Raw genomic sequence first — 26,916 nt, 5'->3', positions numbered from 1 at the left:
GGGAGGTCGTCGGTGCACGCGAAGCACCCGCGAGTGGAGGACAGTAACTGACCTGGACGGTTCCTATGGTCGGTACCGAGCACGGAGGACGACTCTCGGGAAGCGGTGGTCATGATGGGAATCCAGGTCCAGGGCACGGCGGTGGACGTCGAGCGCGCAGCGCTGCTGCGGACACTGGAGGAGATGCGCGGGAACGTCCGGTACACGGTGCGGAACCTGACCGACGAGCAGGCCGACCAGCGCACGACCGCGAGCGAACTGTGCCTGGGCGGGGTGGTCAAACACCTGGCCAGGGGCGAACGCCACTGGATCCGGTTCATCCTGGACGGCGACCCGGGCATCGACTACGCGGACCCGCAGGTCCTGGCCGGACACCTGGAGAGCATGCGCATGCAGGAGGGCGAGACCCTCGCCGGCCTCCTGGCCGAGTACGGGGAGACGGCCCAGGAGACCGAACGCGTCGTCCACGGCCTCCCGGACCTGGAGGTCAACCAGAAGCTCCCCTCGGCGCCCTGGTGGCCGGAGGACGCCTGGTGGACCGCCCGCGACGTGCTGCTGCACCTCATCGCCGAGACCGCCCAGCACGCCGGGCACTGCGACATCATCCGCGAGACGCTGGACGGCCAGAAGACCATGGGCTGACCCGGCTCCGCCCCGCCCTGGGGCGGGGCCCGCCGCGGGTCAGCGGGCGGAGCCGCCCGGGCCCGCCCCGCGACCGCGGGTGATCAGCGTGGCCAGGGTGACGCCGACCCACGCCGCCGCCACCCCTCCCAGCAGATTGGCGCCCAGGAAGACCAGCGCGGCCCCGGCCCGCCCCGCCTCCAACAGGTTCTGGGCGTCCAGGACGTGCGTGGAGAAGGTGGTGTACCCGCCGAGGAAGCCCACGCCGAGCAGGGGGCGCAGCAGTGTCAGCCGCGGCCACACGTCGATCACCAGCACCATGAGCACGCCGATCAGCAGGCAGCCGGTGACGTTGACGAACAGCGTCGAGACCGCGAACCCGCCCGGGGCGTCGGGCAGCAACGCGTCGACCCCGTGGCGGGAGACCGCGCCGAGCGCGCCGCCCGCAGAGATCGCCGCGAGCACCGGCCAGGGAGCATCGCGCAGCTCCCGGCGCTGCCGGGGGAAGTGGACGTCGATGTCGGAGTCGACGGGCAGCTCCCCGTCCTCGCGCCGCATACCCGACCCCCTCGTCCGCTCCACCGGGCAGGGCGATCGTACCCGGCCGGGTGCGGTCAGAGCGCGGCGGCGAAGGCCGCCCCGACGTACGCGGCGCCCAGTCCGGCGCCCACGGACGCCGCCGCGTTGGCGAAGGCGAGGAACCAGGTCCGCCTCTCCATGAGCCGCAACGTCTCGTACCCGAAGGTCGAGTAGGTCGACAGCGCCCCGAGGAAACCGGTCGCGGCCAGGGCGTACGCCCACTCCGGCAGGCTGAGCGCGCTGACGAAGCCGAGCAGCAGGCAGGCCGTCGCGTTGGCCGCGTGTGTGCCCCACGGGAACACCGAGTCGTGGCGCACCTGCACGAACCGGTCGGCGAGGTAACGCAGCGGGGCGCCGATCGCACCGCCGACGGCGACCATGAGCAGGGTCATCGGTCCGGCTCCCCTCGTCCGCTCCACCGGGCACGGCGATCGTACCCGGCCCGGCCCGGCCCCCCGCTACGCCGTGGGTCGCCTCGGCGGTCCGCACGGGGGCGTCCCCATCGCCTCACCCGTGCGGTGCTCAGGTCAGGTCCAGCCCGGCCAACTCCCTTCGCGAGCCGACCCCCAGCTTCGGGTACGCCTTGTACAGGTGGTGCTCCACGGTGCGCGGGCTGAGGAAGAGCTGCGCGGCGATCCGCCGACTGCTGTCACCGTCCGCGGCGAGCCGCACGACCTGGAGTTCCTGCGGGGTGAGGCGGTCGGCCGGCTTTCGCGCCGTCGCCTGTGCCGCGATGACGGTCTCCCCCGTGAGTTCCAGTTCGGCCCGTGCCCGGTGCGCCCACGGGTCGGCGTGCAGCCGGTCGAAGGCCGCCAGGGCGGAACGCAGCGGATCCCGGGCTTCTCCCCTCCGACGGCAGCGGCGCAGCCATTCCCCGTACAGCAGTTCGGTCCTGGCCCGTTCGAAGGGCCGGTCACCCTCCGCGTGGAGGCGCAGAGCCGTGGTGTAGTCCTCCTCACGGCCGCTGAACAGGGCCCGGCAGCGCGCCGCCACCGCCCGCACCCAGGGCTTGGCGGCCGTCAGGGCCCAGGCGTCCAGGGAGAGCATATGAGTCTCGACCGCCTCGGGAGTGCCGAGCCGGACGGCGGCCTCGACCTGGTCGGCGGCCACGGAGGTGCACAGCCACGTCACCTGCTCGGGACCGTGGGGAGGCGGGACGACGCGTTCCAGCGCGGAGGAGTAACGGCCCAACCCCAGGTCGAGGAGGACCAGTGCCCCCTCGATCCCGTCCAGTGATCCGCGCGGCGCCTCCTCGACGAGCCGACGGCAGAGCTCCTCGTCTCCCTCGACGGCCGCGAGCCGGGCCTCGACCCCGTACAGCCCGGTCAGCCGGTGCAGTTGGCCCGTGTCCCCGGCGATCTCCCTGCACTCAGCGATCGCCGCACGCGCCTCCCGGTGGCGCCCCTGAACCGCCTGCACCCGGCTGAGGCTCTCCAGTGCCTGGGGCAGTTCACCGATGAGTCCTGCGTCTCGGCAGCGGGACACCTCCGCCGAGGCCAGGACCAGCGCGGCCGCGTCGTCGCCGGTGGCGAAGGCAGTGATGGCGGCCAACGGCCGAACACTGTCGAGGTGGTCGTCCTCGACGGCTTCGGAGAGTGAGGCGAGATGCTTCCTGAGCGACTCGGTGAGGGTCGGCAGGGCACGGGCGTAGTCTCCGTCACACAGCTCGACCAGCCCCTGGGCCAGGGTCTCCGCCCGGCCGAGAGCAGTCAGCCGCGCCGTCGCCGCCCGGACCAACGAGGCGTCGCGGGCAAGCCAGCCGTGACGGGCAGCTGCGAGCAGCAGTGCGGGAGCGGCCTCGGCCGTCGTCCGCTCCGCCTCGTCGAGCAGGTGTCGGGCGGCCCCCCGGAGGTCGTTGTCGTCGACCAGGATTGCTGCTCGGACCCGGGCCAGCACGGCCCGGTCCGCCGGTTCCACCGGCCGTCGCTCCGCCTGGGCGGCGAGGCGGTCGGCCAGTGCGAACCGACCCGCGGTCAGGGCCATCGTGGCGGCCGTGGCAAGCCGGGAGGCGCGCTGACGTTCGGCCGTTGACACCCGTGCGGCGTGCTCGTAGAGCCGGGCCGCGGCCCCGTAGGCCGCGCAGGCCCGGGCCCGCTCACCGGCTTCGGCGAGCTCGTCGGCGATCCCCGCGTCAGGGTCCGGCATGAGCGCGACGAGGTGCCGAGCCCTGCAGTCGGGGTCCTCGGCGACGTCGGCCAAGGCCTCGTGGACGGCCATGCGCTGGGCGAGCGGAGCGTTCTGGTAGCTGGCGGAGGCGATCAGGGGATGCCGGAATGCCAGGACACCGTCGATCGTCTGGACCAACCTGGCCGTTTCCGCCTCGCCCAGATCCGCGACCCCCACCCCGAGCCGCTCCGCCGCGCGCATCTGGTGCCGCAGGTCCCCCCTGGCCTCAGCCGCCATGATCAGCATCATCAGCCGCGTTCGTTGCGGGAGCTGGGCGATCTGGGCACTGAAGTGGGACAACACCTGGTCGGGGACCGGCAGAGGTGGATGATCATGCTCTCCGTCGCGCCGCGCTCCGGCGAACTCGATCAGGGCCAGCGGGTTGCCAGGGACTCCGCGATGACCCGTGATCGCACGGCGGCCGAGTGACCCCGGTCCCGTAACAGCCGGGCGGAGTCCTCGTGGCCCAGTCGGGAGAGTCGCAGCTCGGTGAGTCCGGCGAAGGCGGAACCGTCCTCGACGACGCCGTCCCGACCGGCCAGCACGATGGCGATTCGCTCCGCCCCCAGCCTCCTGACCGCGAAGAGCAGAGCCTCGGCGCTGGCCTGGTCGACCCACTGGGCATCGTCGACCAGACACAACAACGGTCCGTCCTCGGCGACGTCGGCGAGGAGGGTCAGGACGGCGAGCCCTGTCAGGAAACGGTCGGCTCCTCGATCCTTACCCCTGCCCAGCACCGAGCGCAGGGCGTCCGCCTGCGCCTCGGGCAGCTTCGCGACCCGTCGCTGGAACGGCCACACCAGCTGGAGCAGGCCGGCGAAGGCCAGATCAGCCTCGTGCTCGATTCCGCGTACCCGGACCAGGCGCATCCCACGCTCCGAGGCACTGTCCGCGAGCCAATCGAGGAGCGCTGTCTTGCCGATCCCGGCCTCGCCGCGCACCAGGACGGCGCCACCGCGGCCCGCGATCGCCTCGGTGACCAGTTCGTCCAGCCTTCGTTGTTCGCCGACTCTGCCGTACAGCACCTCAGTCCCTCGCCCGAACTCGTCGTCCCGCACCACCTGACCCCACCCTATTCGCGCGATCCCGGTAGGGCGGCCAGTAGCCCTACGGATTCGAGCGCAGCGGCTCCGTCCTTACCGTCGTGACCGCAAGGACGGGGCACTCGTCCGATCACGTCGAAGGAGCACGATGCGAGAACTGTTCACGCCACTGCGCCTGGGGAAGACGACCCTGCCGAACCGGCTGGTGATGGCGCCAATGACCCGCAGCCGCTCGGAGGACCGCTCCGTGGGGCGGCTCACCGCGGAGTACTACTCCCAGCGCGCGGGAGCCGGCTGATCATCACGGAGGGGACCCAGCCGAGCGTGATCGGCCAGGGGTACATCGACACCCCCGGCCTGCACTCACCCGAGCAGGCGACGCCTGGCGCGCGGTGACCGAGGCCGTGCACGTCCGGGGCGGCCGGATCTTCGTTCAGCTGATGCACTCCGGCCGGGTCGGACACCCCAGCCTCTACCCGGGCGGAGCGCTGCCGGTGGCCCCGTCGCCCGTCGCCACCGGCCGCACGATGTTCACACCCGACGGCTTCGTGGAGCACCCCGTACCGCGTGAGATGACGCTGGAGGACATCGCCCAGACCATCGAGGACTTCGTGGGCGCAGCGCGCTACGCGATGCTCGCGGGCTTCGACGGCGTCGAACTGCACGGCGCCAACGGCTACCTGATCCACCAGTTCCTGGCCGACAACACCAACCTGCGCACCGACGCCTACGGGGGTTCCCTGGAGAACCGGGTTCGCCTGGCGGTGGAGGTGGCCAGCGCCGTCGGCGACGCGATCGGGCCCGAGCGCGTCGGCATACGGATCTCCCCCGGCAGCACCGGCGAGGGCATCGACGAGAAGGACCCCGCCACGCTGTACCGCACGTTGATCCGTTCACTGGCCCCGTTGGACCTGGCGTACGTCCACATCATGGAGTTCGGCCACCGCGAGGTGACCCGGATGGTACGAGCCGAGTGGCCCGGAACCCTGATCCTGAACCCGCACGAGACCGGGGAGGAGCCGACCGTGACCCCGCAGATCGCGGCGGAGACGCTGAGCGAGGGCCTCGCGGACGCGATCAGTCTCGGCCAGATGTGGCTGGCCAACCCCGACCTGCCCGAGCGAATCCGCAGCGGCGGACCGTACAACGAGATCGTTCCCGCCACGTTCTACGGCGGCGATCACCGCGGATACACCGACTATCCCACCCTCAAGGGCTGAACCGCCCCACCCGGTACCGGTGGGGCGGTGGAGGTCCGGAGTGCGCCGCCGCCGTCCCGGCCGGGCCCTGATGTCCGGGAGGACCCATGCAAGAACCCACACCCGACTCGCGTGCCGCGGACACCTCCGGGACACCCGGCGCGTGGCCACCTACGCCGCGCATTCCCGCGCCGTACCTCGCGCTGATGGCGGGTCCTCTGTCATTCGGCATAGCCGGGCCCGCTCTGGTGCTCGACGACGTCGCCCGCGGACTGGGGACCTCGGAATCCGCGGCCGCCTGGTGCGTCATCGCCTTCGGCTGGGGCATCGCGGTCGGCACCCCCTTGATGTCCGGCCTGATGAGGCACTGGGGTACCCGCCTGGCGCTGCTCGCCTGCGCCCTGCAGATCGCGGTCGGCGCCGCGCTGGTCCTCGGTGTCCCCGTCCTGGCGGCGACCATCGCGGGATGTGCTTTGCAGGCCCTGGGCACGGCCGGGCTCACCTCCATCGCGATGAACCTCGCCGGCTCCCCACGGCGCATGGGCGTGGTCAGCGCCTCGCTCGCGGTGGTGGGCGCGAGCGCGCCCCTGGTCGGTTCACTGGTGAACGAGGCGCTTTCCTGGCGGATGTCCCTCGCGCTGCCCGTGATCAGCGTGCTGGGCGTGCTCGCCGTGATCCGGTGGGCGCCGGCCCACCGGGATCGGGGCCGCGCCTTCGACGGTCTCGGCGCCGCCATCCTCACCGCGTTGGTCACCGCGGTGGTGTTCGTCCCGACGTACCCGGCCGTCGCCGGCGTGTGCGCGGCCGTGGCCGCGGTCGTCCTGGTGAGGCACACGCGTTCCCGGCCATCGGGGTTCGTTCCGGCCTCCGTCGTCCGTCGGCCCGCCTTCCTCGTCGCGTGCGGCCTGGCCCTGGCGCTGGCGATCGTCAACTTCGGTCTGATGTACGCCGTTCCCGAGGCGCTGATGCAGCACACCGACTGGACGATCGACCGGATCGGGGTGTCGATGGTCTGGCCGTTGCTGTTCGGCGGCGGACTGTCCTGGTTCGTCGTCGCCGCGTCCGGGCCGCTGGGGCGTCGGCCGGTCGTCACCGTCCTGGTCGTGTTGGGCGCAGTGGCTCCCTTACTGGCGCTCAGCGGTTCGTGGGCGGTGTTGCTCGTCGCCCAGGCTTCGGCTTCCATCGCGGCGGCGTCCGGCCAGGGAGTCCTCGCCGGGCAGGCCCAGGACGCCGTCCGTGAGGCGGACCGTCCCTCGGCGACGGGGCTGTTCAATCTCTGCTACCTCCTCGGCGCTGCGTTCGGCCCGTCCATCGCCGCGCCGTTCGCCGGTTAGCGCGTCTCCTGGAGGAGAATGCGGAGGCCGGACACCCCGTGGGCGGCGAGCTCACGGGGTTTCGCGAACCGATCATCGGTCACCACGCCTGGCTGAGGCGGGAAACGTGTGGAGATCCGCGAAGTCTGGTCCAGCGGAACGCGAGCGGACGCCCGGGTCTACGCCGAGGGCCTCCCAGAGAGTCAGGACGACACCGAGGACGCCCCGCCGGTCCGCGGGAACGCCCTCGGAAGGAAGTGGCGAGGATCGCCTCCGCATCCCCCCTCAAAGTACGGAGCGACCCTCGCTCTGGGAAACGGCCTGCGACTCCTCCCCCCTGGAGTCGCGGCCTGGAAGGTCTGCCCGCGGAAGCGATCATGTCGTTCCGCGCTGATAGAGACACTACCCACCCCACCCTCGAATAACAACCCTGAGTCACTGGAAACTACTTAAAGTGATCGTCATTCCTCGCCCCTTTCGCGGCCAAGGCCGTGCGTGCAGTGTCAATCCGGGGTCATGACCGGGCCCCCCGAAGGCACGCATAGCCTGGTCGGGTGAGATCACCGCTGCTCAGTCCTCGCTGGATCGGCCTACACCTGCTCGCCGTGCTGGCGGTCACCGTGTGCGCGGCCGGGACCTACTGGCAGTCCGTCCGCGCCGTCGAGCCCGACCGCGACGTCATCACCAACCCGGCCGAGGACCTCGCGGAGGCCACCCCCATCGACGACCTCGTCGAACCCGGCGCCTACATGCACCCGGACCTGTTCGCCAACACCGCGGTGGAGGCGACCGGCACCTACGACGCCGGGGGCCAGCTCCTGGTCCCGCGCGTCGCGGACGGCGTCCGGGGCTTCGACGTCATCGTCCCCCTGCTCACCGCCGACGACGTCGCCCTGACCGTCAACCGGGGCTGGACCGAGGACCCCGCCGACGTCCCCGACGTCCCCGGCGGCGAGGTCACCGTCACCGGTTGGCTGCTGCCGCCCGACAGCGCCCCCGACGGCATCATCCCCGTCGACACACCCGACGGCCAGGTCGAGCGGATCGCCGCCTCGGTCCTGGTCAACGAGTGGGACTACCGTCTCTACGAGGGATACGTCGCCCTTCCCGGGGACGACCCCGCCACCGCGTCGCTGACCCCGTCCCCCGCCGAGCCCCCACCGAGATCACCGTCAACTGGCGCAGTCTCAGCTACGCCGTCCAGTGGGCGATGTTCGGCGTCTCCGCGATCGTGTTCTGGACGATCCGGATGCGCCGCGACGTCCGGGAGGCCCGCTCCCCACGGGAACGGGCCTCCCGGACGCGGGACGAGCGGAATCAGGCGGTCGGCACGGGCTCCTGAGCCTCCCGGTCGGCGGCGCGCTCGGCCCTGGCCAACCGGTGCTCGACCACGAAGCCGAGCACGGGAACGGTGCCCGCCAGCACCACTCCCAGGGTCCGCCCCGCACCCCAACGGCGGTTGAGCGACACCCACAGCACCACCAGCACGTACGCCATGTAGACGTAGCCGTGCGGCATCGCGATGAACAGCATCAGCGGGGACTCGGGGCCGAACCAGTGCTCCAGACCGCTCGGCGCGGGCGCCAGGGCGAACATCGAGTCCTCGCCCACCAGGTACTTCGCGGGCATGGCCACGAAGGTCAGACCGAGCAGGAACACACCGGTCACATACGCCAGCACCCGGTACAGCGTGAACGACACGCGTCTGCTGTCCACCGCTATCTCACCCCATCCACAGACTGCCGCCCCGAGGAGGGTCGGGGCTCCTCCCCGAGGCTAAACGCCGTCCGGCACCGCCCCGCGCCGGGGTGGGCGAGGCGGTGCGGTCCCCGGCCGCTCAGGGCCGGTTCGACACCCGCACGGGACTGCGCCACCGACCGTCGGAACTGGCCGTCCACGCCCGGGGGATCATGCGCAACGCCAGGTAGGCGTCGATCAGCCGCATCGGCAGGAAGAACAGCCCGTAGAACAGGTAGGACGGCCGCCTCCGGACCATCGCCAGCACGCACGTGAGCGCGTAGTCGGGGACGAACAGCCCGACCAGCAGTGCCGTCGGCGGCAGGAACGCGGTCACCGCGGTGACTCCCTCCCCGTAGAACGGGATGCTCAGCACCGGCTCACCGCCGACCGCACCGGCCAGGACGAACAGTCCGAGCGCCGACGTGGCCAACAGCACGGCGGAGACCAGCACGACCTCCAGCAGGTACGGAGCGAGGAACAGCCAGAACGCGCTGGGCCACACCCCGTGGCGGCGGATGGTCTGCCAGAACCCCAGCGTCCACCGCCCCACCTGCTTCGAGTAGTCCCGCAGGGTGAACGGGTCCTGGCTGTAGGCGCGGGTGTCGGGGCGCATCGAGATCCGGCCGAGGCGCTTGCGCTGGAGTTCGAAGGTCATGTTGAAGTCCTCGATCACCAGCCCTTGGGGTTGATCTCGATCTCCCGCAGGGCGCTGCTGCGGTAGACGCTGGCGAAGCCCGGGACGATGAACGACGTGTTGGAGTGCCGCCAGGTCTGCCCGAACCGCATGAAGTACTGGAGCATGAAGTACAGGCGGTCCCGGTAGACCGAGATCAGCCGTCCCACGAACGTGCGCTCGCCCGGCTTCCACTCCGAGACCACGAACCCGGCGACGGCCGCCACGTCCGGATCCCTGAGCTGGCGTTTGGCCCCCTCCACGTACCCGGCGTCCAGTTCGGTGTCGGCGTCGAGGATGAGCACGCCGTCGTAGTTCTCGGTGAGGGCGAACTCCTCGATCACCGCCTCCAGGGCACCCGCCTTGCCTCGGTTGGTGAGCAGTTCGAGGACGTTCACACCGGTCCGCGCGGCGATCTCGGCAGTGGCGTCCTTGGACGAGTCCGAGACGACGTACACGTCCCAGCGGTCGAAGAGCCGCAGCGCCGATTCGATCGCGCCGGCGATCACCGGCTCCTCGTTGTGCGCCGGGATGATGACGGCGATGCGCGCGTCACGCGGCTCGTCGGACTCCTCGGATCCGGCCCGCGTCACCGCGCCGCCGCTCGTGTGCACCAGCCCGTCCGGCGAGGCGCCGTCCGGACGCGCGCGGTCTCCTCCCCGACGGGCGGATCGATCGTGTCCAGCGCCGTGCCCGCCCCCGAGGTCACTTCCGCGCCGGACTCGGCGGCGCCGGCGAGGACCAGGACGCGTTCGTGCTCGGTTCCCCCGGTCATTTGCCGCCTCCGCGACCGGGGCCCGCGCCCGGCCACGGCCCGGACCGAGCCCTCACCCAGCCGCAGGACCCCTACGGCGCTCCACCACAGGAGGTTCGCGCCGAACGCCAGCCACAGGAACGCGTAGGCGACCACACCGCCGCCGGCCTCATCGGCCGCGGCCGTCGCGAAGTCGAACCAGTAGACGAACAGTGCCGCTGCCAGGACGAGGGCGACCAACCCCGCCAGCAGGCCTCCGATGAAACGTACGATACCCACAATCCTGGGACCCTCCGGAAGTCACTGGTTTTCGGACCGACATTAACCGCAAAGTCGGTGTTAGATTGACGCTCTGCGACTCCGATGGGTTCACCCAGATTCGCGTCCTATGTAGGCCACGCAAATCGTATCCACGGGCTTGCGTGAGGTGGTACCCATTAGAGGATATTTGTGATGACGGCCGGGGGGGCGAGCCCTCTCCGGCGTGTTCGAGGCTGCCCGGAGCACCGGAAAACCTCGCGGACGGTGACACGAGGAGACAAGGAGAACGCCAGACGTGATCGGCGACGTACCGACCACATCGGCCGCACCGGGCCCCGTACTCCCGAACTCCGGCATCGTGGCACCAGAACCCACCAGGCACGATCACCGGGCCCCGGGCACGGCGGAGCGGCGGCCCCGGAGCCACGTCCCGCCCCCGCCGGGCGGCGGGGGCACCGGATTCGTCCGCGCCGACCGTTTCCCGGAGCCTGAGTCAGCACCGCGTTCGGATCAGTTCGAAGGGCCACTCCGACATAACCGAAAACACGTAGTAGATACCGGGAATCCCTCAGGGATGACCGCCTCGACAATGCGGAATAACCCCATACCGGACACGACTTCCGGTAACTCACCACAATGGAGAATCAGGCCTCACCACGGCCACACGGAACACAGGCGCCACAGTGCACCGCCGCGAGGAAAGAAACACATCGAAGACGTACGCGTGTTCGCAGAAAAGTGGGACGAATCTCCGCATCCGGTCCTACTCCGGCCCACGGGCGCGGCCACGGACCCAGCACTCCACCGCCCACACCGGCCGCCGACCGGAGGAACGTCGCCGCCCCTCCCGCGGCTCGACCAACCGTGATTCGAACACCCCAGCACTCGCCCACACCTCATGCGCCCCGAGGCCCGCACCGCACATGGAACCCCGCCTCTCCCTCATGACCACCACGACCAATGCGGCCACCACACCGCCCACGGGTCCCGCTCTCCGCTCCGGTCTCGCCCTCGGCGGTCCCGGACGACCGGAATCCCCCACACGCACATCTCGGTAAAGGACGGGAAACTGGCATGAAGACGGACTGGTCCCAGGAGCGCATCCTGGTCCTCGCACCCCACCCCGACGACGAGACCCTTGGCTGCGGTGGCCTCATGAGCAAGGCCAAGGACGCCGGGGCCGAGGTCTTCGTGCAGTTCATGACGGTCGGCGACACCGTCGACCACTCCCCGAAGCTTCTCCACCGCCGAGGAGCGCTTCGCCGAGATCAAGGCCGTGTGCGACCACTTCCGCTGGGATGACTGGCACATGGCCCTGCCCGGCGACGAGTACCACCTCCGGCTCGACCTCGTCGGTCGGCTGCGACTCGCGCAGGTGATCGAGCACGAGAGCCCGATCTCCATCGCCCGCCTGCGCCCCACGGTCGTGGTCGCCCCCCACCACACCAGCTACAACCAGGACCACCGCGCGGTCGCCGAGGCCGCCCACACCGCGTTGCGCCCCTCCAACGCCGCCCTGCGCCACCACCCCCGCCTGGTCCTCGCCTACGAGGAGGCCGCCGACCAGTGGCGCACGGACGCGGTCGCCCCGCCCTCCCTCCTCGTCGCCCTGGACGAGACGGCTCTGGAGGCCAAGATCCACGCGATGGCGGCCTACGGGTCGCAGAGCCACCCCCACCCGCACACCCGCTCGGCGACGACCCTGCGCGCCCTGGCCGTCCTGCGGGGCATGCAGGCCGGCGTCGCGCTCGCGGAGGGGTTCCACGTCCTACGCCAGCACGCCTGATCCACCGGGTGTGCCGCCCCGCGACACGCCCGTCCCCGCACCGCCCCGCCCCGGCCCGACGCCGGGCTCCAAGGACCACCCCACCGGTCCCGTACGTGTCCGTGCCCCGTCGAACGCGGGGCGCCTCAACCACAGTGGAGGAAAACAGTGAAGACCCTCGTTACCGGCGGCGCCGGTTTCATCGGCTCCCACCTGTGCGACCACCTGGTCGCGCGCGGCCACGAGGTCACCGTTCTGGACGATCTGTCCACCGGCTCCATCGACAACCTCTCCCACGCCGAACGGGCCCCCGGCTTCCGGTTCGTCCACGGCGACATCCTCGACCGCGACCTCGTCGACGCCCTCGTGGCCGAGTCCGACGCCGTCTACCACCTCGCCGCGGCGGTCGGCGTCCACACGATCGTGGACAGCCCGCTCCGGTCGCTGCGCACCAACCTGCACGGCACGGAGAACGTGGTGGAGGCCGCCGTGGCACACCAGGTGCCGTACATGGTCGCCTCCACCAGCGAGGTGTACGGCAAGAACGACGCCGACGGCCTCACCGAGGACGACGACCGCGTCTACGGGTCGCCGACCAAGAGCCGGTGGTCGTACGCGGCCGCCAAGGGTCTGGACGAGTTGGTCGCCTACGTCCACGGCGTCGAGTCCGGCGTCCCCTGCGTCATCACGCGGTTCTTCAACGTGGTCGGACCGCGCCAGACCGGACGGTACGGCATGGTCGTCCCGCGCTTCGTCGACCAGGCGCTCAACGGTGCGCCCATCACCGTGTACGGCACGGGCACGCAGCGGCGCTGCTTCGGCTCGGTCTTCGACGTCGTGCCCGCGATGACGCGGCTGATGGAGACACCGGAGGCGCACAACCGCGCGGTCAACCTGGGCGGACGCGAGGAGGTCTCGATCAAGGGGCTCGCCGACCGCGTGATCGCGCTGACCGGTTCCACCAGCTCGATCACCTACGTGGACTACGAGCAGGCCTACGGCGAGGGGTACGAGGACATGCAGCGCCGCTATCCCGACACCTCGCTGGCCGCACGGCTGATCGGCTTCGAGCCCACACGTGACCTCAACGACATCATCCAGTCGCTCGTCGAGCACCGCCGATCGATCCAGTCCGTTCCCACGCCCGCCTAGCACGGGGCGGACGTCGACGGCCCCGGTGTGCCCCCGTTTCCGTGGGAGGGAGGGACACGGCCACCGGGCCCCCGCACTCCGCCCGCCCAGGGCATGCTCCACCCGTCCCGCCCGCCCGGGACGGCCCCGGACTCATCCCCCAGCCCCCGGGTCAGGCCCGGAGAACCGGCAGCACGAGGACGACGCTGAGACCGAGGACGCCGACGCAGAGCAGCACCAGCGCCCACGGACGGGCCACGGTGAGCGGCGGCCGCCCGGTCACGGGGTCGCACAGGCCCCGCCCGGTCCGTCGCCAGCGGTACCACAGGTGCAGTCCGAGAACGCAGCACATGAGCAGCAGGAAGATGAGCGTCGCGAAGCGGACGATCGGCGGCGCCACCGGCAGGTCCGGTTCGGCCCCCACCAACGAGCCGCGCATGTACAGGACGCCCACGACGACGACCAGGATCAGAGTGCGCTGCCAGGACAGCAACGTGCGCTCGGGCTGAAGGCCCGGGGCTCGGTCCTCCTCATCCGCGGCGGTCAACGCAGGTTCCCCCAGAGGATCACGACGCACACCGCGAAGATCGCGAACGTCGTCACCACCGGCAGCAGGCTCAACCGCAGCGTCCGCCCACGGCTCATGACCTTCTGCACGTGGTACCAGCGCAGGGGCGCGTACACGGTGATGACCCCGGCCAGGACCGTGAGCGTGAGTCCGACCGTCATGCGCAGGGCATCGCTCCAGTCGAGCGGCAGCAGGTGAAGCACCGCGACGGCGCCCGCGAGGAGGGCCAGGGCGGTCCGGAGCCAGGCGAGGAACGTGCGCTCGTTGGCAAGGGTGAAGCGGTAGTCGACCGGGGCGCGCTCCCCGGATGCGTCGGCACTCATCCGTCCCCCCGTCGACCTCTGGAATCTCGCTCGTTCGGACCACGGTTCGCGATCCGGTCACGACAATGGGACCGTGTCCCTTGAGCAGACCCTAGCCCCAGCGTGTCCGTCCTCCCAAACAGGTATGTAATGCGTGTTGTGCCGGAAATCGCCCATCGGCGACACCGTTGACGCGCCCCGCCGAGCCGTGGAACAAACGAGCGGACACCACTGCTGTAGCACTGCAAGAGGATGGCAGTTGGCCACAGGTCGACCACCAGACGACGATCAGACTCCAGGAGACCCCGTGCCCACCGTCGAACTCACCAAGGACAACTTCGCCGACACCCTGCAGGACAACGAGTTCGTCCTCATCGACTTCTGGGCCGACTGGTGCGGCCCCTGCCGCCAGTTCGCCCCGGTGTTCGAGAAGTCCTCGGACAAGCACTCCGACATCGTGCACGCCAAGGTGGACACCGAGGCCGAGCGCGAACTCGCCTACGAGTTCAACATCCAGTCCATCCCGACGCTGATGGTCGTCCGCGACCGCACGGTCATCTACAACGAGCCCGGCGCGCTCCCGGCCGACGCCCTGGACAGCCTGATCAGCCAGGCCCGGGAGCTGGACATGGACGAGGTCCGCGCGAAGATCGCCGAGCAGACCACCCAGGAGGACGACGGCCGGCCCCGGACCGAGAGCGACGGCCAGGGCGCCCAGGGCTGACCCCCGCGCCACCGGACCGACGACCGCCCCGGGGCGCCGCCACCGCCGCCGCCCCGGGGCGGCGGCCGTCCCGCGTCACCCCGCCGTTCACCCACCACGCCCACCAGGTCACCGGCACCATCGCTTCCGGGCGGTCACGGAAGGTGGCAACCGCGCCCCCACGGCGCGTCCGTCAAGCAAGGGTGACACCCACCGTGTCCAGAGTTCACCGCCCACGTTCACCTTGGCCACGAGGTTCGTTCACCTCCACTTCATCCGGACACCTTTGCATGGGTGAGACCGCGCTCCGCGGGATTCGCCCCTCATCGACCGCGTAACCTCCATCCGGAAGTGGCCCCATGTCTGTCAGCAACACCGCGACCGCCCGCGGCGCCGAGTCCGGCCGCGGCGTCGCCCCCGACACCGTCCGGTACAACCGGGAGGTGCCCGGTCTCGACGAGCCCGTTTTCGACGTCAGCGGCCTCTCCGTCCACTACGGCGACAACAAGGCCGTCCGCGATGTGAACATGAAGGTCGGACCGCGCCAGATCACCGCGATGATCGGCCCCTCCGGTTGCGGCAAGAGCACCGTGCTGCGGACGCTGAACCGGATGAACGACCTCATCCCCGGGGCCCGCGTCGAGGGCCAGGTGGCCTACCACGGCGAGGACCTCTACGACCCCGCCGTCGACCCGATCGAGGTCCGACGCCGGATCGGCATGGTCTTCCAGAAGCCGAACCCGTTCCCCAAGTCGATCTACGACAACGTCGCCTTCGGCCCCCGCATCAAGGCGTGCGCGGCGGCCTGGACGACATCGTCGAGGAGTCGCTGGTCAAGGCCGCGCTGTGGGACGAGGTCAAGGACAAGCTCAGGCAGAGCGCGTTCGCTCTCTCCGGCGGTCAGCAGCAGCGGCTGTGCATCGCGCGCGCCATCGCGGTCAACCCCGAGGTGATCCTGATGGACGAGCCGTGCTCGGCGCTCGACCCCATCGCGACCCTCAAGATCGAAGACCTGATGTACGAGCTCGCCGACGAGTTCACCATCGTCATCGTCACCCACAACATGCAGCAGGCGGCGCGCGTCTCCGACCGCACCGCGTTCTTCACCGCCGGTGTCGACGAGAACGGCGACCGGTTCGGCAGCCTGGTCGAGTACGACGAGACGGCCACGATCTTCAGCAAGCCCTCCGACAAGCGCACCGAGGACTACATCTCCGGCCGCTTCGGGTAGGCCACGCGCGACACGTCCCGTCCCTCACTCCCCTTCGACGAAGTGGAACGCCCATGCCCGCGCTCAGCCCCTCCGCCTCGGTCCCCCAGCCCCCGGGCTCGCCGGACGAGGAGGAGCGGGTGGAGCCCGGCGGTGAACGGTCCGAGGGGCCGCTGCGCGTCCTGCTGATCGAACCGGAGTCGGAGCAGTCCCACCAGCTGGTGCTGTCGCTCAGCGGGCACGACATGGACATCACCGTCTGCGTGGACGGGGCCGAGGCCCTGCTCCGGATCGGCATGGTCCGACCGGACACCCTCGTGACCAGCGCCGATCCCCCCGAGATCGACCTGGATACGCTCGTTCGGGTCACCCGTCGCGCGACCGACGCCCCCATCCTCATCGGGGTCGGGCCGGGCGACTCCCAGCGCGCCATGCGGGCACTGGCGGCCGGGGCGACGGCCTGTGTGAACCGCCCCTACCGGATCCCCGAACTCTCCGCGCTGCTGCGCGGTTCTCTGCCCGCGGGCGGCGCGCCGACGCCGATCGACGGGGTCCAGCACCCCGTCGCGCTGCGGTCGGGGGCGCTGGAGCTCGACGCCCTGGGCCACCGGCTGTTCGTGGACGGCGACCCGGTCAACCTGGCGCTGCGGGAGTTCGGGATCATTGACTTCCTCATGCGGCACAGTGGACGCGTGGTGAGCCGCGAGGAGCTGTGGGCCGAGGTGTGGCACAAGCCGCTGCCTCCGGTGAACAACACGATCGCCGTGCACATCCGACGCCTGCGCCACAAGCTCGGTGACTCCGAGTCCCAGCCGCGGTTCATCCACACGGTGCGCGGGATCGGCTACCGCCTGGACACCTCCGCGCCCTGAGCGGGCCCCGCGTCCGTTCCGCCCAGATCTCAGCGACCGTCGCCGTAGAGGTGGTCCGTGGCCGCGTCGGCGGCGGCGCCACCCGGATCCTCCACGATCCCGCCCACGGCGTCGGCCTGGTCCTGGAACCCCTGCGCGGTCTCGGACGCCCCTCCGAGGGCCTCCTCACCGTGGTTCTGAGCCGCCTCGGTCGCACCCCCCACGGCCCCCTCGCCGTAGGCCTGGGCCGACTCGGCGGCGCCGTCCACCGTCTCGGACGCTCCCTGGGCCATCTCCTCGGCGGCTCCGCCGAAGAGACCCTTGAACCACTCGATCACGTCGTCGAACATCGCTCACTCTCCGTAGGTTCTCCCTTCTTGTTATCCCGCCGAGATAAGCACTCCGTAAGAAGAGGGCAGGCGACCACGCCGGGAGAGCGCCGTGACGTCTCGATCAGGCGTCGCGGGGAACGATCTCACCCATCTCACCCCAGCCGGACATGCCGGGGATCTCGGTGGAGACGATCGAGGGCCGCGCCGCGACGGCGTAGGACATGTCGTCCATCGCCTTCGCGAAGTGCGGCGACTCCACGTGCGCACGCCCGGCCTCACTGTCGGCGAAGGCCTCGACCAGGTAGAAGACGTCGTCCTCGTCGACCGAGCGGGACCACTCGAAGAAGAGGTTGCCCGGCTCGGCACGGGTGGCCTCGGTGAAGGAGCGGGTGAGGTCGAGCCAGGTGTCGGCGCGCTCGGGCCGGACGGTGAACCTTGCGGTGATGAAGATCAACGGGCTCTCGCTTCGCTGTCGGCGCGCTCGTGCGCGTCGGATCGGACCCTCATCCGACGCTCCGTCACCCCATATTCTGCCGGACGCGACCCCCGCGCGGCGAGGAGCTCGTCACAGGTCCTCCGGGACGGTCAGCCGGTACCCCACCCCGTGCACCGTGCTGATCCACCTCGGCCGCGCGCGGTCGTCCCCCAGCCGTCTGCGCAGCCGCATGATGTGCACGTTGAGCGTGTTGGTGCGCACCGGCGCGTCCCCCGCCCATGCGGCGCGGATCAACTCACGTCGGGACACCACCGAGTCCACGTTGCGCGCCAGGTGCCGCAGCAGCAGGTACTCCGTGGGCGGCAGCGCCACGAGCCTTCCGTCGAGCCGGAACGCCGGGGCCTCGCCGTCGACCCTCAGCCTCCCCAGGTCGACGGCGCTCGCGTCCCGGGGACCGCGTCCCGGCCCCCGCAGCAGCGACCGCAGGACGGGCAGCAGGGTGTCGGAGCGGTAGGGCCGCTCCACCGTGCGCGTCGCCCCGAGGGACCGCGCCGTCTCGGCGTAGGACGCGTCCCCGGTCGGTACGCCCACGACCACGGGCAGCACCTGGTCGGAACTCCGGACGATGCGGAGGAACTCCAACGGATCGATCGGACCGTCCATCGATCCGAGCAACACCGCGTCCGGAGAGGTCCGCCCGAGGAGCAGCAGGGCCTTGGGCGCCTCGTCGCAGTACAGGACGTCGATCGGTTCCCCGGCCAGGAGCGCCCGGAGCCCGGACTCCCCGCGCCGGTCCGACTCTCCCGCCAACAGCGTTGGCCGCCCCTCCAGGTGCGTCGGACACTCCACACGCGGCCCTCCTGGAACGGGACGAACCCGACGCGGCCGTGGCGGTGCCGGACCGGGGGCTGACCGAGCGATCGGCCCCGTGGCCGACCACGGGGACCCGCCGGGGTGCGCTCTCCGGCACCCCGGTCACCTCGCGTTCTTCTTCTCGTAGTGGTTGCGCAGCCAGATCGCGAACGAGTTCATCGACAGCAGCACCGCCAGCATGAGGATGGTCCCGGCCGCGGCCAGCACCCGGAACTCGTCCTGGGGACGGCCCGCGTAGTTGTAGATCTGGACCGGCAGCACCGAGTACTGCCCGTCGAAGAAGGTCGGGTCGAACGTCACGAAGGTGACCGCGCCGACGAGCAGCAGCGGCGCGGACTCGCCGATCGCGCGGGACACGGAGAGGATGACACCGGTCAGGATGCCCGGCAGCGCGCCCGGCAGGACGTGGTGCCAGATGGTCTGCCACTGGGTCGCGCCGAGACCGAGCGAACCCAGACGCGTCGAGTTCGGGACGGCCTTGATCGCCTCGCGCGCGGCGAGGATGACCGTCGGCAGGACCAGCAGCGAGAGGGTGAGCGAACCGGCGGCGGCGACGAACCCGAGGCTGAGCGGCCCGCGCACGATGAACGCCAGACCCAGGATGCCGAACACGATCGACGGCACGGCCGCCAGGTTCTGGATGTTCACCTCGATGACGCGGTTCCACCAGCGGCTCTTGTCCGCGTACTCCTCCAGGTAGACCGCCGCGCCCACGCCCACGGGGACGATGAACAGCACGACGCCGCCGATCACCCACAGGGTGCCGAGGATCGCCGTCCGGTACCCGGCGTTCTCCGGGAAGAGGGTGGACGGCCCCTCGGTGACCAGCTGGGTGTCCAGGCGGGGAAGACCCTCGATGAACGACCAGATGATGATCGCGGCCAACCCGAGCAGGGCGAAGCCCATGCCGAGCAGCAGCAGGGCGCGGAAGAGCACGTTGGCCACGCGGTCGCCGGGCGACGACGGGGTGAAGATGCTCTCGGTGGCCGCGCGGGCTCCCGCGACGGCCAACCGCGGCCTCTGGGGCCGCTTTCCCTTGTCGATGACCATTTACTCGTACACCTCACGGAAGCGGCGGACCAGACGGGTCGCGATGATGTTCATGACCAGCGTCATCGAGAACAGCAGGGTGCCGACGGCGAAGATCGTGTCGTAGACGACCGTGCTGCGGGATGTCGCCGGTCGCGGTGCCGCCGATGTAGGCGGTCATGGTCTGGGCGGAGCCGAACCAGTTGAAGGTCAGATTCGGGTTGCCCGCTCCCGCGGCGATGAGAACGACCATCGTCTCGCCGATCGCGCGGGAGGTGCCGAGCACGACACCGGCGATGATGCCGGAGATCGCGGCCGGGAACACCACGCGCAGGGTCACCCGCATCCTGCTGGCCCCGAGCGCGTAGGCGCCCTCGCGGAGGCCGCCGGGCACCGACCGCATCGCGTCCTCGGCCACGGAGGCGACCAGCGGCACGATGAGGAGGCCCACGGCCACGCCCGCGACACCGATGGAGAAGGGGGTGTCCCAGGGGAAGAACGGGAACAGGCTCTCCGCGATCGGGCGCATGAAGAAGAACGCGAAGAGGCCGATCGCGACGGTCGGGATGCCCTCCAGGACCTCCAGAGCCGGCTTGATCACCTTGCGCACGCGCGGCGAGGCGTACTCGGACAGGTAGATCGCGGAGGCGAGACCGATCGGGACCGAGACCGCGAGCGCGGTCACGACGACGATCAGCGTGCCCACGACGATCGGCAGCACACCGAAGGACGGGTTCGCGAACGCGGGCTGCCAGACGGCGCCGAAGAGGAACTCGGAGAGGGTGATCTGTCCGAAGAAGCTCACCGTGGGGACCACGAGGGCGACGACGATGCCGGTCGTGACGAGGATGGAGAAGGCCGCGCACAGGGCGAGGAAGAGCTTGATGCCCCGCTCACCCAGGTGGGAGGATCCGGCGCCCGCCAACGGCCGGCGCTGGTCAGCGCCGGCCGGAGGGGTCGCCATGTTGCTGTCTGCCATGGCTGGAGTGCTCTCGGATCGAGGACGGTCAGTTGGTGAGGGACTCGATCTGCTCGGTGCTCGTGGCCATCTGCTCCTCGGTCAGGGGAACGAAGCCGGCGGCCTCGGAGATCAGGGCCTGGTTCTCGATGTAGAAGTTCATGAAGGCCACGGCCTCCGGACGCTCCAGGGCGACGTCGCTGGCGTAGACGTAGAGCCCGCGGCCCAGGGGGGCGTAAGAGCCGTTCTGGACGTTCTCCAGGGTGGGCGCGACACAGCCCTCGCCGTTGTCGATCTGCAGCGGCTTGACGGCGTCACCGGCCTCGGTGAAGTAGGAGTAGGGGATGTAGGCCATGGCGCCCGCGTCGCCCTCGACCCCCACGATGGCGGCCTGGTCGTCCTCGCCGATGTCGGTGTAGTCGTTGCGGATCACGCCCTCCTCACCGTTGACGGCCTCGGTGAAGTAGTCGAACGTGCCCGAGGAGGAGCCGGGGCCGTAGAGGGTGATGTCCTCGTCGGAGAGGTCGCCGACGTCGAGGCCGTCCACGTCGCCCCAGGTGGTGACGGTGGATCCCTCGTTCCAGATCTGGCTGGCCTGGTCGACGGTGATGCATTCGAGCGGGTTCTCGGGGTTGACCACGATGGCCAGGGCGTCGTTGGCGACCTGGACGTCCTCGAACGCGATGCCGTTGCCCTCGCAGGCCTCGATCTCGTCCTCGCCGATCTCACGCGAGGCGTCGTTCATGTCCGTCTCGCCGTTGCAGAACTTCTCGAACCCCCCGCCGGTGCCGGACTGGGCGACCGAGACGCGGACGTCGGAGTTGGCCTCCATGAACAGCTCGGCGGCGGCCTCGGAGAGGGGGCCGACGGTGCTCGAACCGTCGATCGAGATCGTGCCGGACAGGTCCGAACCGCCCTCACCGCCGCCTTCCTCGGCGCCGTTCCCGCCGCACGCGGTGAGGATGAACGGAACCGCTCCGGCCACGCCGACGACCTGAAGCCACTTCTTAGAGATCACGTGGGAATCCTTGACTCGTTGCTTGCGGCCGACAGGGGGGAACCGCCGACCCGGTGCAGGGACCGCCCGGCGTGTCCCGCCGAGCACGTTCCCCATGCAAAGCGGTCCGACTGATCAGGGAAGGGAGAAAAGATGAACGAAAGATGAAGGAGCCGACTCAATTCGGACCAGGCCCCGCCGGAGAATCACAATAAGAATTCATATCACTACCGAGGGTAACCATCTTTGGACTTCCGCTTTGCCCCGCGTGGCGCGCTCCTGCCCTTCCGTTGACCCGCACGCACCGATACGCCGACGCGAGCCTCGACCGACTGGAATGTCATGACGTGGCCTTATATTGCGATCGAAGCCGCCCGACCATAGGAGGACCCATGTCGTTCCAGGCCTATCTCGACGCCATCGAGGACAAGACCGGCCTGATCCCGCGCGAGATCGTCGACCGCGCCAGGGAAAGGGGCTACGACGACCCGTCGGTCAAGGCCGGGACCATCGTCCAGTGGCTGGCCGACGACTACGGCCTGGGGCGCGGCCACGCGATGGCCCTGGTCCACGTCATCAAGAAGGGCACGGGCATCAGCGCCAAGCACGTGGGAACGACGGGTGCCCACCGGGACGCCTCGACCGAACTCTGGCTCGACGGCAGGGCGACCAACCCCCGGAACACGTGAGGTCCGCGCGGCCGGGCGCCCGGCCGCGCCGCCTTCCCGAACCGGCCCCTCCCCGATAGCCTTGCGCCGGACCAGACCCCGAATCCCGCGAGGCCGAAGCACATGCCCGACACCAACGAGTACGCCGCGACCTTCGCGTTCGTCGACGCCGACAGCGACGGGCGCATCACCGCCCAGGAGTACGCCGACCTGATGCACCGCATGGGGGACAGCTGCACCGAGGAACAGGCCCAGCGCGCGATCGAGGCGATGGACCGGGACGGCGACGGGCTGATCACGCTGGAGGAGTTCGCCCTCTACATGGCCGACAACGGGGACTGATCCCCCGCCTCCCCGGCCAGCGACATCAGAGGGTTCCTCGCCGGACTCGCCGGCTGACGCGGTCGGTCCGCCGCCGGGGGCCGCCGGGGCCCCCGGCCAGGTAGACGACGTCGGGCCCGCCCCGGGCCACCGGCACCTCGATGGCCTCCACCGACGCGAAACGCCCGCACAGCGCCTCCTCGAAGGCGGGCGCGGCGTTCGCGCTCCAGAAGGCCAGCAGCCCGCCCGGGGCCAACAGCTCACCGAGCCCGCCCAACCCGGCGTCCTCGTACAGTCGGCCGTTGCCCTCCACCACCGTCCAGTCGGGCCCGTTGTCGGTGTCCAGACAGATGACGTCGTAGCGAACCGGGTCGGCGGCGGCCCGGGCGTCGTCGAGCCAGGCCACGATGTCGGCGTTGTGCACCCGGCAGCGGGGGTCGCGGTGGACGTGTCCGGCGGCCTCGCCGAGTTCGCCGTCGTGCCAGGCGATGACCCTCGGTTCGAGTTCGACCACGTCGACCCTGGCCACCCGGGGATGGTCGAGTGCCTCCCGGACGGAGAAGCCCACGCCCAGTCCGCCGATCAGCACGCGGGCACGCGAACGCCCCCGGGGCAGCGCGGCGAGGCCGGCCCGCACCATCTCGCGTTCGGAGGCGCCGTCGCGGGTGTCCATGAGGAACACGCCGTTGGAGTAGATCTCGTAGTGCGCGCCCACCCTGCGCAGCACCAGGTCACCGCCGGTCTCACCGGTCACCCGGTCCAGGGTGACGGTCTCGCCCTCGGGAACGGTGTACGCCGACTGCTCCGGTCTCCGTTGCTCCATGCCCATATTCTGCCCTCCGACGCGGGCCCGGGCCCGGCGCCGAACCGGGCTCGGGCCCCACGGCGGAGTACGCGCACCCGCGCGGTCAGAGGCGGCACGCGTAGATGTCGGTGACCAGGATGGCCCGGGCTCCGAGCCGCCACAGGTCGTCCATGATCCGCTGGGCGTCCTTGCGCGGCACCATCGAGCGGACCGCGACCCAGCCCTCCCGGTGCAGCGGGGAGACCGTCGGCCCCTCCATGCCCGGGGTGAGCGCCACGGCCGGTTCCAGGTGCTCGGCGTGGACGTCGTACTCCATCATCACGTAGTCGCGGGCGACCAGGACGCCGCGCAGACGCCGCAGGAGCCGTTCGATCTTCGGGTCCTCGACCGCGCCCCTCGGCCGGATCACGACCGCCTCGGAGACCAGGATCGGCTCTCCGAAGGTCTCCATGCCCGCCTGGCGCAGCGTTGTCCCGGTGGAGACCACGTCGGCGACGGCGTCGGCCACACCGAGTTGCACGGAGCTCTCGACGGCGCCGTCCAGGTGGATCACCCGGGCGCGACGCCCCGCTGGTCCAGGTAGGAGCGGAGCAGGCCGTCGAAGGACGTGGCGATGCGCTTGCCGTTGAGGTCGGCGACGGTCATGCTCGCGCCGTTGGGGGCAGCGAAACGGAAGGTCGAGGCGCCAAAGCCGAGCGCGAGGACCTCGTCGACCTCGGCGCCGGAGTCGAGCAGCATGTCCCGGCCGGTGATCCCGGCCTGGAGGATGCCCTCGCCCACGTAGACGGCGATGTCCTTGGGGCGCAGGAAGAAGAACTCGGTGTCGTTGTCGGGGTCGACCATGACCAGGTCACGGGTGCTCTTTCGCTGCCGGTACCCGGCTTCGCGCAGCATCTCGACCGCGGGTTCGGAGAGTTGGCCCTTGTTGGGCACGGCGATTCGCAACAGGTCGGACATTGCTGGTTCCTTCGTCGGTTCTGGCGTGTCGGGACGTCCGGTGAGCCGGTGTCGGAGACCGGCTAGAGATGCTTGTAGACGTCCTGGAGGCGCAGGCCCCTGGCCAGCATCAGAACCTGGAGGTGGTAGAGGAGCTGCGAGATCTCTTCGGCCGCCTGGTCGTCGGACTCGTACTCGGCGGCCATCCAGACCTCCGCCGCCTCCTCCACGACCTTCTTGCCGATGGCATGGACACCGGCGTCGAGTTGGGCGACGGTCCCGGACCCTCGGGGCGGGAGCGCGCCTTCTCGGACAGCTCGGCGAACAGCTCTTCGAAGGTCTTCATGGTGTCTTTCCTCGACCGACAGTGCGCTACCAGCGTAGGCGCTCCGCGCGCCCCTCGCCGCAACCGGAGACGGATGTCTCACGATGTGGTCGGAGGACCTCCGGACACGGGCTCAGGCCATCCGCCGGGCCAGGGCGCGCACGACCGAGCGCGGCAGCATTCTGAGGACGCCGTCCGCGGTCTTGTACTGGATGCCCGGAACGACGTGGGGCCGCCCGGCGGACCAGGCCCGCAGGGAGTCGCGCACGAGCTGGTGCTTGGGCACGAAGGCGAACTCGGGCAGACCCTTCTCCTGGACCGCACGGGTCATGTCGGTACGGACGAACCCGGGCAGGACCACGGTGACGTGCACGCCCTTCCCGCGCACCTCGGCGGCCACGCTCTCACTCCACAACGTGACGAACTTCTTGCCGCCGCCGTAGACGGAGCCGCCGGGGTTGACCGGGGGCTCACCGGCCAGCGACGACACGTTGATGACACCGAGCCTGGCGGTCTCGCCCGCCGCGCGCCGGGCGATCTGGACGGGCAGGACGGCACGGGTCAGTTGGAGGACGGCGCGCACGTTGAGGTCGAGCATGGCGTCGATCTCGTCCGGGTCCTGGCTGGCGAACGGGCCGCCGTCCCCGCGCCCGGCGTTGTTGACGAGGAGGTCGACGGGGGCGCCGCCGTCCTCGCCGTCGGCGGACAGGCGCTCCGCGACGGCCGCCACGCCTTCGCGGGTCCCGAGGTCGGCGGGGAGGGTCTCGACGCCGGTGCCGTAGAAGTCCCGGATGTCCTCGGCCAGTTCGTCGAGGAGGGTCGCGCGGCGGGCGACGAGCACCAGGGCGTAACCGCGCTGTGCCAGCCTGCGCGCGAACTCCTCGCCGATGCCGGTGGAGGCTCCGGTGACCAACGCGGTCCGGGGGGCGGCTCGGGGGGCGGTGTCCGCATCGCTCATGGGGGCAGACTACTCCCGTCCGAGGTGTCCGCTCCGCCCGGCCCGTGAGGGAACAGATCGTTGCGCCCGCCGGGACTTCCCGCCGATCCCTCCCGTCCGCCCGCGCCAGACGCTAGCGTTCGGGTATGGCCGAGCCCCAGAGTCCCACCGGACCTCTCACCGCCCTCAGGCTGGACGACCGCCTCCGCGACACCAAGCTGTTCTTCACCCAGGCGGTACGCACCTTCCACGCCACCGGTTCCGTCGTCCCGAGCAGCAGAGCGCTGGCGGACGCCCTCGCCGAGTACGTGCGCGAGCGCCCCGATCCCGGGCAAGCGCTGCGGATCCTGGAGGCGGGGGCCGGGACCGGGGCGATCACCCGCGGCATCGCCGCCGCCATGGGGCCGAAGGACACCGCCGACCTGGTGGAGGCCAACCCGCGGTTCGCCGCCCACGTCGAGGACCTGCTCGGGAGCGATCCCGAGCTCTCCGCCATCGCCGACCGCGCCACGGTGCACGCCATGCTCGTCAACGACATGGGCACCGACCAGGCCTACGACGTGATCATCTCGGGGCTCCCGTTCGCCAACTTCACGGCGGAGCAGGTCGGCGAGATCCTCGACCACTACTTCACCGTGCTGCGGCCGGGCGGGACGCTGTCCTTCTACGGCTACCTGTACACCAAGGAGGTCAAGGCGGTCATCGCGCGCCGCGAGGACTACCTGCGCCAGGCGCGCGCGAGCTGGCTGGTGCAGGACTGGATCGACCGCTACGGAATCCGCTCCGAGCGCGTGTGGGCCAACGTGCCGCCCGCGTGGGTGCACCACCTGCGCAAGCCCGCCTGAACCCGTCGGCCGTCCCGGTGGACGCCGGGACCCGTCGTCCGGCGGCCCCGCCCCCGCGCCACGGCGCCCCGGGGGCGGGGCCGTACCGCGACCCGATCAAGATTCGCCCGACCGTGATCTGATTTGCCCGGATGAGGTGTCGCGGTGACCCTTGTTGCGCGGGTAGTCTCACGTTGACTTCTTGAGGACCCGACCTTGTCCCGGCCGACTGCATGTCCAGTCTGTCGGTGTTCACACCAAAAATTCCCAAGGTCTGATTCAAGTCCCCTGAAGCCCATCCCGCGCCACAAGCCCTGGGTTCTACCGTCTTCACACCACTGCGGTGTGCGCCCGAACCATGCGCGCGGAATTCCACATCTCACCGACGTCCCCAGGTCGACGAAGACCGATGGAGGAGGCAACGTGACGCTCACCCAGGCGGCCGAAACGGTCCCAGGCCTGTCCGGCCCGACCGGCGACACGACCCCCGAGACCCTGCCCGTGGATGTGCGGCGGCGGGTCAGCGCTCTGGCCCGCACCCCCCGCCTCCTCATCACCTGCGACTACGACGGCGCTCTGACCCCCACCCACACCCC

General features: G+C 70.5%; 25 protein-coding genes and 6 pseudogenes. 13 read left to right on the top strand and 18 right to left on the bottom strand.

All coding sequences use genetic code 11. The features are described from left to right. Positions 1-111: 111 nt before the first annotated feature. Positions 112-642, top strand: coding sequence for a DinB family protein (locus BJF83_RS15555; protein WP_075926870.1), 531 nt, complete (start codon positions 112-114; stop codon positions 640-642). A gap of 39 nt (positions 643-681) precedes the next feature. Here BJF83_RS15555 and BJF83_RS15550 read toward each other — a convergent pair whose 3' ends face one another. The 4 genes from BJF83_RS15550 to BJF83_RS29305 form a co-directional block, all read right to left on the bottom strand. Further along, on the bottom strand, positions 682-1,179 hold the full coding sequence (locus tag BJF83_RS15550) for a CrcB family protein (RefSeq protein WP_075926857.1): 498 nt from the start codon (positions 1,177-1,179) through the stop codon (positions 682-684). A 56-nt stretch (positions 1,180-1,235) separates the two neighbouring features. Further along, positions 1,236-1,592, bottom strand: a complete 357-nt coding sequence (locus tag BJF83_RS15545; protein ID WP_075926856.1) for a CrcB family protein — start codon at positions 1,590-1,592, stop codon at positions 1,236-1,238. 130 nt (positions 1,593-1,722) lie between these two features. Then, the gene (locus BJF83_RS15540; protein ID WP_262391576.1) at positions 1,723-3,666 is read right to left on the bottom strand and encodes a LuxR family transcriptional regulator; all 1,944 of its coding nucleotides are present in this window, start codon (positions 3,664-3,666) and stop codon (positions 1,723-1,725) included. A gap of 68 nt (positions 3,667-3,734) precedes the next feature. After that, the gene (locus BJF83_RS29305) at positions 3,735-4,427 is read right to left on the bottom strand and encodes an AAA family ATPase (RefSeq protein WP_262391575.1); all 693 of its coding nucleotides are present in this window, start codon (positions 4,425-4,427) and stop codon (positions 3,735-3,737) included. 130 nt (positions 4,428-4,557) lie between these two features. Between BJF83_RS29305 and BJF83_RS30600 the strand changes: the two genes are divergently transcribed. The 4 genes and pseudogenes from BJF83_RS30600 (at position 4,558) to BJF83_RS15525 (ending at position 8,263) form a co-directional block, all read left to right on the top strand. Continuing rightward, positions 4,558-4,707 carry a hypothetical protein gene (locus BJF83_RS30600; protein ID WP_316042293.1) on the top strand — a complete coding sequence of 50 codons (150 nt, stop codon included), beginning with the start codon at positions 4,558-4,560 and terminating at the stop codon, positions 4,705-4,707. 94 nt (positions 4,708-4,801) lie between these two features. Further along, positions 4,802-5,629, top strand: a complete 828-nt coding sequence (locus BJF83_RS15535; RefSeq protein ID WP_316042292.1) for an alkene reductase — start codon at positions 4,802-4,804, stop codon at positions 5,627-5,629. An 86-nt stretch (positions 5,630-5,715) separates the two neighbouring features. Beyond that, a complete protein-coding gene (locus BJF83_RS15530; protein WP_083678547.1) occupies positions 5,716-6,942 on the top strand; it encodes an MFS transporter in 1,227 nt (408 codons plus the stop codon). Between the two features lie 533 nt (positions 6,943-7,475). Continuing rightward, a pseudogene (locus BJF83_RS15525) lies at positions 7,476-8,263 on the top strand (SURF1 family protein). On the opposite strand, the gene BJF83_RS15520 reads toward BJF83_RS15525, so the two are convergent. Beyond that, positions 8,239-8,637 (bottom strand): DUF3817 domain-containing protein, encoded by a 399-nt coding sequence (locus BJF83_RS15520; RefSeq protein WP_187347164.1) that lies wholly within the window; start codon positions 8,635-8,637, stop codon positions 8,239-8,241. The pseudogene BJF83_RS15525 and the gene BJF83_RS15520 sit on opposite strands and share 25 nt — an antisense overlap. Positions 8,638-8,758: 121 nt before the next feature. Further along, positions 8,759-10,367: pseudogene (locus BJF83_RS31140) on the bottom strand (glycosyltransferase). 1,056 nt (positions 10,368-11,423) lie between these two features. Here BJF83_RS31140 and BJF83_RS15510 point away from each other — a divergent pair. Both BJF83_RS15510 and BJF83_RS15505 read left to right on the top strand, forming a co-directional pair. Continuing rightward, positions 11,424-12,135 (top strand): annotated as a pseudogene (locus tag BJF83_RS15510) (PIG-L deacetylase family protein). 147 nt (positions 12,136-12,282) lie between these two features. Further along, positions 12,283-13,266, top strand: coding sequence for an NAD(P)-dependent oxidoreductase (locus BJF83_RS15505; protein ID WP_075926854.1), 984 nt, complete (start codon positions 12,283-12,285; stop codon positions 13,264-13,266). 151 nt (positions 13,267-13,417) lie between these two features. Here the strand turns inward: BJF83_RS15505 and BJF83_RS15500 are convergent, their stop codons facing one another. After that, positions 13,418-13,792 (bottom strand): DUF202 domain-containing protein, encoded by a 375-nt coding sequence (locus tag BJF83_RS15500; protein ID WP_075926853.1) that lies wholly within the window; start codon positions 13,790-13,792, stop codon positions 13,418-13,420. Further along, positions 13,789-14,136, bottom strand: coding sequence for a DUF202 domain-containing protein (locus tag BJF83_RS15495; RefSeq protein WP_075926852.1), 348 nt, complete (start codon positions 14,134-14,136; stop codon positions 13,789-13,791). The genes BJF83_RS15500 and BJF83_RS15495 overlap by 4 nt, the downstream gene beginning before the upstream one ends. Before the next feature lie 286 nt (positions 14,137-14,422). On the opposite strand from BJF83_RS15495, the gene trxA reads away from it, so the two are divergent. From trxA to BJF83_RS15480, 3 genes and pseudogenes are all read left to right on the top strand, one after another. Next, positions 14,423-14,839 (top strand): thioredoxin, encoded by a 417-nt coding sequence (gene trxA, locus BJF83_RS15490; RefSeq protein WP_075926851.1) that lies wholly within the window; start codon positions 14,423-14,425, stop codon positions 14,837-14,839. A gap of 506 nt (positions 14,840-15,345) precedes the next feature. Then, positions 15,346-16,049, top strand: a pseudogene (pstB, locus tag BJF83_RS15485) (phosphate ABC transporter ATP-binding protein PstB). Positions 16,050-16,102: 53 nt separating this feature from the next. Then, positions 16,103-16,900, top strand: a complete 798-nt coding sequence (locus BJF83_RS15480; protein WP_075926850.1) for a response regulator transcription factor — start codon at positions 16,103-16,105, stop codon at positions 16,898-16,900. Positions 16,901-16,929: 29 nt separating this feature from the next. Here the strand turns inward: BJF83_RS15480 and BJF83_RS15475 are convergent, their stop codons facing one another. The 6 genes from BJF83_RS15475 to BJF83_RS15450 all read right to left on the bottom strand — a co-directional run bounded on the left by BJF83_RS15475 (position 16,930) and on the right by BJF83_RS15450 (position 21,525). Then, positions 16,930-17,229, bottom strand: a complete 300-nt coding sequence (locus BJF83_RS15475; RefSeq protein WP_075926849.1) for a hypothetical protein — start codon at positions 17,227-17,229, stop codon at positions 16,930-16,932. A gap of 103 nt (positions 17,230-17,332) precedes the next feature. Further along, positions 17,333-17,665, bottom strand: coding sequence for a putative quinol monooxygenase (locus BJF83_RS15470; protein WP_075926848.1), 333 nt, complete (start codon positions 17,663-17,665; stop codon positions 17,333-17,335). Positions 17,666-17,776: 111 nt separating this feature from the next. Continuing rightward, positions 17,777-18,496: a response regulator transcription factor gene (locus BJF83_RS15465; RefSeq protein WP_075926847.1), complete on the bottom strand. Its 720-nt coding sequence runs from the start codon at positions 18,494-18,496 to the stop codon at positions 17,777-17,779. 126 nt (positions 18,497-18,622) lie between these two features. Continuing rightward, entirely contained in the window at positions 18,623-19,570 is a 948-nt protein-coding gene (gene pstA, locus BJF83_RS15460) for a phosphate ABC transporter permease PstA (RefSeq protein WP_075926846.1), read from the bottom strand. A gap of 13 nt (positions 19,571-19,583) precedes the next feature. Continuing rightward, positions 19,584-20,528: a phosphate ABC transporter permease subunit PstC gene (gene pstC / locus BJF83_RS15455; RefSeq protein WP_262391574.1), complete on the bottom strand. Its 945-nt coding sequence runs from the start codon at positions 20,526-20,528 to the stop codon at positions 19,584-19,586. Positions 20,529-20,556: 28 nt separating this feature from the next. Then, complete coding sequence (locus BJF83_RS15450) at positions 20,557-21,525, bottom strand: PstS family phosphate ABC transporter substrate-binding protein (RefSeq protein WP_075926845.1); 969 nt, start codon at positions 21,523-21,525, stop codon at positions 20,557-20,559. A gap of 371 nt (positions 21,526-21,896) precedes the next feature. Here BJF83_RS15450 and BJF83_RS15445 point away from each other — a divergent pair, with 371 nt between their 5' ends. Continuing rightward, positions 21,897-22,193 carry a DUF4287 domain-containing protein gene (locus tag BJF83_RS15445; protein ID WP_075926844.1) on the top strand — a complete coding sequence of 99 codons (297 nt, stop codon included), beginning with the start codon at positions 21,897-21,899 and terminating at the stop codon, positions 22,191-22,193. A gap of 102 nt (positions 22,194-22,295) precedes the next feature. After that, positions 22,296-22,514, top strand: coding sequence for an EF-hand domain-containing protein (locus BJF83_RS15440; protein ID WP_075926843.1), 219 nt, complete (start codon positions 22,296-22,298; stop codon positions 22,512-22,514). Positions 22,515-22,539: 25 nt separating this feature from the next. On the opposite strand, the gene BJF83_RS15435 is transcribed toward BJF83_RS15440, so the two are convergent. The 4 genes and pseudogenes from BJF83_RS15435 to BJF83_RS15420 all read right to left on the bottom strand — a co-directional run bounded on the left by BJF83_RS15435 (position 22,540) and on the right by BJF83_RS15420 (position 25,517). Beyond that, positions 22,540-23,316 carry a spermidine synthase gene (locus tag BJF83_RS15435; protein ID WP_075926868.1) on the bottom strand — a complete coding sequence of 259 codons (777 nt, stop codon included), beginning with the start codon at positions 23,314-23,316 and terminating at the stop codon, positions 22,540-22,542. An 85-nt stretch (positions 23,317-23,401) separates the two neighbouring features. Further along, positions 23,402-24,255 (bottom strand): annotated as a pseudogene (hisG, locus tag BJF83_RS15430) (ATP phosphoribosyltransferase). Positions 24,256-24,317: 62 nt separating this feature from the next. Next, positions 24,318-24,580, bottom strand: a pseudogene (locus BJF83_RS15425) (phosphoribosyl-ATP diphosphatase). Between the two features lie 112 nt (positions 24,581-24,692). After that, positions 24,693-25,517, bottom strand: a complete 825-nt coding sequence (locus BJF83_RS15420) for an SDR family oxidoreductase (protein WP_187347163.1) — start codon at positions 25,515-25,517, stop codon at positions 24,693-24,695. A gap of 125 nt (positions 25,518-25,642) precedes the next feature. On the opposite strand from BJF83_RS15420, the gene BJF83_RS15415 reads away from it, so the two are divergent. Continuing rightward, on the top strand, positions 25,643-26,341 hold the full coding sequence (locus BJF83_RS15415) for a class I SAM-dependent methyltransferase (protein WP_075926842.1): 699 nt from the start codon (positions 25,643-25,645) through the stop codon (positions 26,339-26,341). Positions 26,342-26,916 lie beyond the last annotated feature (575 nt).

It is taken from the genome of Nocardiopsis sp. CNR-923 (genome assembly GCF_001942255.1).
Lineage (GTDB): Bacteria > Actinomycetota > Actinomycetes > Streptosporangiales > Streptosporangiaceae > Nocardiopsis.
Note: the sequence above shows the minus strand (reverse complement) of the source record. Positions and strands in the feature narration are given on the sequence as shown.

Coding starts and splice junctions, on each gene's coding strand:
- BJF83_RS15555 (WP_075926870.1), top strand. CDS start 112: ATGATGGGAATCCAGGTCCAGGGCACGGCGGTGGACGTCGAGCGCGCA.
- BJF83_RS15550 (WP_075926857.1), bottom strand. CDS start 1,179: ATGCGGCGCGAGGACGGGGAGCTGCCCGTCGACTCCGACATCGACGTC.
- BJF83_RS15545 (WP_075926856.1), bottom strand. CDS start 1,592: ATGACCCTGCTCATGGTCGCCGTCGGCGGTGCGATCGGCGCCCCGCTG.
- BJF83_RS30600 (WP_316042293.1), top strand. CDS start 4,558: ATGCGAGAACTGTTCACGCCACTGCGCCTGGGGAAGACGACCCTGCCG.
- BJF83_RS15530 (WP_083678547.1), top strand. CDS start 5,716: ATGCAAGAACCCACACCCGACTCGCGTGCCGCGGACACCTCCGGGACA.
- BJF83_RS15495 (WP_075926852.1), bottom strand. CDS start 14,136: ATGAGTGCCGACGCATCCGGGGAGCGCGCCCCGGTCGACTACCGCTTC.
- BJF83_RS15480 (WP_075926850.1), top strand. CDS start 16,103: ATGCCCGCGCTCAGCCCCTCCGCCTCGGTCCCCCAGCCCCCGGGCTCG.
- BJF83_RS15475 (WP_075926849.1), bottom strand. CDS start 17,229: ATGTTCGACGACGTGATCGAGTGGTTCAAGGGTCTCTTCGGCGGAGCC.
- pstA (WP_075926846.1), bottom strand. CDS start 19,570: ATGGTCATCGACAAGGGAAAGCGGCCCCAGAGGCCGCGGTTGGCCGTC.
- pstC (WP_262391574.1), bottom strand. CDS start 20,528: ATGGCAGACAGCAACATGGCGACCCCTCCGGCCGGCGCTGACCAGCGC.
- BJF83_RS15445 (WP_075926844.1), top strand. CDS start 21,897: ATGTCGTTCCAGGCCTATCTCGACGCCATCGAGGACAAGACCGGCCTG.
- BJF83_RS15440 (WP_075926843.1), top strand. CDS start 22,296: ATGCCCGACACCAACGAGTACGCCGCGACCTTCGCGTTCGTCGACGCC.
- BJF83_RS15435 (WP_075926868.1), bottom strand. CDS start 23,316: ATGGAGCAACGGAGACCGGAGCAGTCGGCGTACACCGTTCCCGAGGGC.
- BJF83_RS15420 (WP_187347163.1), bottom strand. CDS start 25,517: ATGAGCGATGCGGACACCGCCCCCCGAGCCGCCCCCCGGACCGCGTTG.
- BJF83_RS15415 (WP_075926842.1), top strand. CDS start 25,643: ATGGCCGAGCCCCAGAGTCCCACCGGACCTCTCACCGCCCTCAGGCTG.